3 protein-coding genes and 4 tRNA genes are annotated in these 3706 nt (G+C 64.7%); 5 read left to right on the plus strand and 2 right to left on the minus strand.

All coding sequences use genetic code 11. The annotated features are described in order from the left end of the window. The first annotated feature begins 43 nt into the window (after positions 1 to 43). A tRNA-Pro gene (locus H7007_RS02475) sits at positions 44 to 121 on the plus strand. A 265-nt stretch (positions 122 to 386) separates the two neighbouring features. Further along, positions 387 to 1013 carry a hypothetical protein gene (locus tag H7007_RS02480; protein WP_287152914.1) on the plus strand — a complete coding sequence of 209 codons (627 nt, stop codon included), beginning with the start codon at positions 387 to 389 and terminating at the stop codon, positions 1011 to 1013. A gap of 68 nt (positions 1014 to 1081) precedes the next feature. On the opposite strand, the gene H7007_RS02485 is transcribed toward H7007_RS02480, so the two are convergent. Both H7007_RS02485 and H7007_RS02490 read right to left on the minus strand, forming a co-directional pair. Next, positions 1082 to 1157: transfer RNA gene (locus tag H7007_RS02485), tRNA-His, on the minus strand. A 10-nt stretch (positions 1158 to 1167) separates the two neighbouring features. Further along, positions 1168 to 1243, minus strand: a tRNA-Arg gene (locus tag H7007_RS02490). A 320-nt stretch (positions 1244 to 1563) separates the two neighbouring features. Between H7007_RS02490 and H7007_RS02495 the strand changes: the two genes are divergently transcribed. The 3 genes from H7007_RS02495 to H7007_RS02505 all read left to right on the plus strand — a co-directional run. Continuing rightward, positions 1564 to 1648: transfer RNA gene (locus H7007_RS02495), tRNA-Leu, on the plus strand. Positions 1649 to 1764: 116 nt separating this feature from the next. Then, the gene (tig, locus tag H7007_RS02500) at positions 1765 to 3186 is read left to right on the plus strand and encodes a trigger factor (RefSeq protein WP_287152915.1); all 1422 of its coding nucleotides are present in this window, start codon (positions 1765 to 1767) and stop codon (positions 3184 to 3186) included. Between the two features lie 315 nt (positions 3187 to 3501). Further along, positions 3502 to 3706 (plus strand): ATP-dependent Clp protease proteolytic subunit (locus tag H7007_RS02505; protein WP_303646051.1); only part of this gene is annotated, 205 nt, incomplete at its 3' end.

Consider the following 3706-nt stretch of genomic DNA (forward strand, 5'->3'; position numbering starts at 1 on the left):
CGGGACTTATGTCCTGCGAGGCTTGTTGTTATAATCAACCCGTCGGGGTGTGGCGCAGCTTGGTCAGCGCGCATGCTTTGGGAGCATGAGGCCGGCGGTTCAAATCCGCCCACCCCGACCAGATTTTACCAGGCAATTCCACGCTCGATGTCCGTGGAGACGGGGGAGACGGGCGAGAGGCTTCATGGGGATCCCTTGCCGGCACACACCACGACCCTCTGCGCCGCCCGGCGGGTTCAGGGAATTCCATGGGGTTGCCGGCGCCCGGGTAAGAGACGGATCCGGTGTGGCGGGGGCCGTCACGGTAGAAGGCACGGCTCCCCGCGGCGGGGTGATCTCATGCAAGGCCGCGCGGCGTCGCGGCCCCGAGAGGAAGGAGGGCGAGAATGGTCGTGGAGAGGGGCTGGTTCATCCCCACCCTGCAGTTCGGTCCCCATGACGTCTTCCTGGTCGAGGTCTGGGAGGAGACCCCGGTGGGTCCCTACCGTGCCGTCTTTCACTTCACCCCCGACGATCACCGCACCCTCTACGTGAGCGGCGAGGAGGGAAGGGACCTGGTGTCCTCTATCCACCGTTTCGACCGCCGGGTGGTGACCTCGGTCAACTCCCGGCGCACGGACGGGCATTGGGTCATCGAGGTGGACACCGGAGAGAAAGGGGAACTGAGGATAGAGGTGGATTACGCGGACACGCCGGCGCTCCGCGCCGTGAACCGCCTCGCTCCGCGCATCCCGGAAGCCCTGGCCCGCAATGCCCTCTACTGCCGGCTGCTCCCCCTGCTGTCGGCACCTCTCCTGGGCACGGATCCTGGGCAGAGGATCGCCGGGGTGACCGAGTTGGGTCGGCGCAGCCGTTTTCGCCTGCACCGGGTGTACAAGGTGAAGGACGCCCGCTGCCTGTGGGGAGGACGCGACCTCGGGCCCCTTCGCGAGTGCCGTTACCGGCACGACATGGGCGACTTCCGCCCCACCTCCAGGGCCATGGTCAGCTACCTGGAACTGCACGTGGAATGAGGACTTCGCGTGGCGAGGCGCGCCTCGCCGCTTCCGCGGGGACTCAAGCGGGTTTATTTGGAAAAAAATGGGGTGAGGGACGGGACTCGAACCCGCGACCTCTGGGGCCACAACCCAGTGCTCTGCCGATTGAGCTACCCCCACCGCTGAATTCTGGCACGCCTGGGAGGACTCGAACCTCCAACCCACGGATTAGAAGTCCGTTGCTCTATCCGTTGAGCTACAGGCGCATGTTTTCAAGGAGCAAAAGATATTATAGCAACGCCCGCCGGTTTGCGCACCGCCGCGGAGAAGTGCCAGGTCTTGAGCCCGGGATCAGGGACTCGCACTACCCTTCCCGTGGGCCCCGCCTTGCCGGGATGGAATAGGAGGGAACCCTGACGCCGTGAGGTGGCAGCCGGGAGATAACGGCATCCATGCCTTCGGCTCCGGACAGGTATATGCCTCATTTGGGGACGGCATACGTCGCCTAGGCCCCTCCGGTCGGGGAGTTGGTTTTATTGTCAGGCATCCGCGCATGTAGTAGCATAATTTACGCCCCCGAAGACGGGCGAGAGTGGCGGAACCGGCAGACGCGCTGGACTTAGGATCCAGTGGTTTAAACCGTGGGGGTTCGAGTCCCCCCTCTCGCACCATCCTTTCCTGCCCCCTGAAGGGGAGTGGGATTTTTTTCCAGCGGAAAACGGGGTCCAGGATGCGGTGCCCGCCGTCGCTCGGGCGCGGAGGAGTACGAGGAAGGAGCGTTGTGAAGGTGACCGTAAAAGCCGAGATGGAGGAAGTGGAGAAGAACAAGGTGCGCATCAAGGTGGAGGTCCCCGCCGAGGAGGTGAGCAGGGCCATCGATCGCGCCTTTCGCGATATCGCCCGCGAGGTCTTCGTGCCCGGCTTCCGCCGGGGAAGGGTACCGCGGCGGGTGCTACAGGCCAGGCTGGGCATGGAACCGGTCTACGAGGAGGTGAAGCAGTCGAACCTCCCCGGCTACTACCGTGAGGCACTGGAGCTTCTGGACCTGGAACCCATAGCCGAGCCGGAGATCGACCTGGAGGAGATAGAGATCGAGGAGGGCAAGCCCCTCTCCTTCCAGGCGGTGGTGGAGGTGAAGCCCCGCGTGGAGCTCACCGGCTACAAGGGCGTGGTGGTGGAGCGCCCCGACGAGGAGGTCACCGAAGAGGAGGTACAGCGGGCCCTGGACAACCTGCGGGAGAAGTTCGCCCAGCTGGAAGTGGCCTCGGGCAAGGCGCTCTCCGACGGGGATTACGCGCTCATCGATTTCGAGGGGACGGTGAACGGGCAGCCCTTCGAGGGCGGCTCCGCCAAGGACTTCATGCTCGAGGTGGGCTCGGAGAACATCTGGCCGGAGTTCAACCAGGAGCTGCGCGGCAAGCGCAAGGGGGACATCCTGGACATCAAGGTGAAGATGCCGGAGCAGTTCCCCGATCCGGAGATGGCCGGAAAGATCGCCAGCTTCAAGGTCCTGGTTAAGGAGGTCAAGGTCAAGAAGCTCCCCGAAGCCGACGACGACTTCGCCAGGGAGGCCAGCAAGTTCGACACCCTCCAGGAGCTGAAGGAGGACATCCGCCGGCGCCTCCAGGAGATGAAGACGGAGAGGGCCAGGGAATCCGTCCGCCTGCAGGCCCTGCGCAAACTGGCCGAGGGGCTGGAGGTGGAGATACCCCGCCGCATGATCGAGGACTACACGAGCCACCGCCGCCGCGATCTGGAGGCCCGGCTGGCCACCCGAGGCATATCCCTGGAGAGCTACCTCAAGGCGGTGAACTACACCGAGAAGCGCATGGAGGAGGAGTTCGGGGAGGAAGCGGAACGCCTCATCCGCAACGAGCTGGTTCTGGACGCGGTGATCCGGGCCGAGGGGCTCCAGGTGACGGACGAGGAGCTGGAAAGCGAGATCCGGAGGCGGGCGGAGATGCTGGGCCTCAAGCCGGAGACCCTGCGCTCGGCCATCGAGGAGAGAGAGGGCCTGGAGGACCTACGGCGGGACCTCCTCCGGGAGAAGGCCCTGCAGCTCCTGGGCGACCACGCCGTGTTCGCGGGCGAGGAGGGGGCCACCACCGGGAATGCCGGGGAGGCTTCCGGCGAGGAGGCGGTTGCCGGGACCGCGCCGTCTGGCAGCGGGGAGGAGGGCCCGGGGGAGGAACCCGACCCCTCCAAGTAGTTGCGCGGCCGCTTTCCCGGAAGGGGAGTATACCCCTTGGCGCTGGGGAAACCCGATTTACGCCCACCGTTTAAACCGGGGCGGTGGGCATAACTTTTCCCGTCGTGGAGCGCTCTCGGTCGGCGTTTTACGAGGGCGTTATGGGCTTGGCATGAGGACCCGGGAAAGGCCGGTCGACGCCGGGGGAAGGGGCGGTCGGGTATAATAATCCATGGAGTGGAAAGATCGTTTCTGGAGTATGGAGCGTCCGCGGAGGCGGACCTAACGAAGGAAAGGGATGAAGGTCGGATCATGGAAAAGCGAGGTAGAAGCGGCATGGCCACCAGCCTGATACCCATAGTCATCGAGCAGACCAGCCGGGGGGAGCGGTCCTTCGACATCTACTCCCGGCTGCTCAAGGACCGCATAATCTTCCTTGGCACGGAGATCGACGACCACGTGGCCAACGTGGTCATGGCCCAACTCCTCCACCTGGAATCGGAGGACCCGGAGAAGGACATCCACCTGTACATCAACAGCC

This window comes from Candidatus Solincola tengchongensis (assembly GCF_015711935.1).
GTDB classification, from domain to species: domain Bacteria; phylum Actinomycetota; class Geothermincolia; order Geothermincolales; family RBG-13-55-18; genus Solincola_A; species Solincola_A tengchongensis.

Bases quoted from the DNA above. Each gene is read 5' to 3' on its own strand.
- H7007_RS02480 (WP_287152914.1), top strand. From the start codon at position 387: ATGGTCGTGGAGAGGGGCTGGTTCATCCCCACCCTGCAGTTCGGTCCC.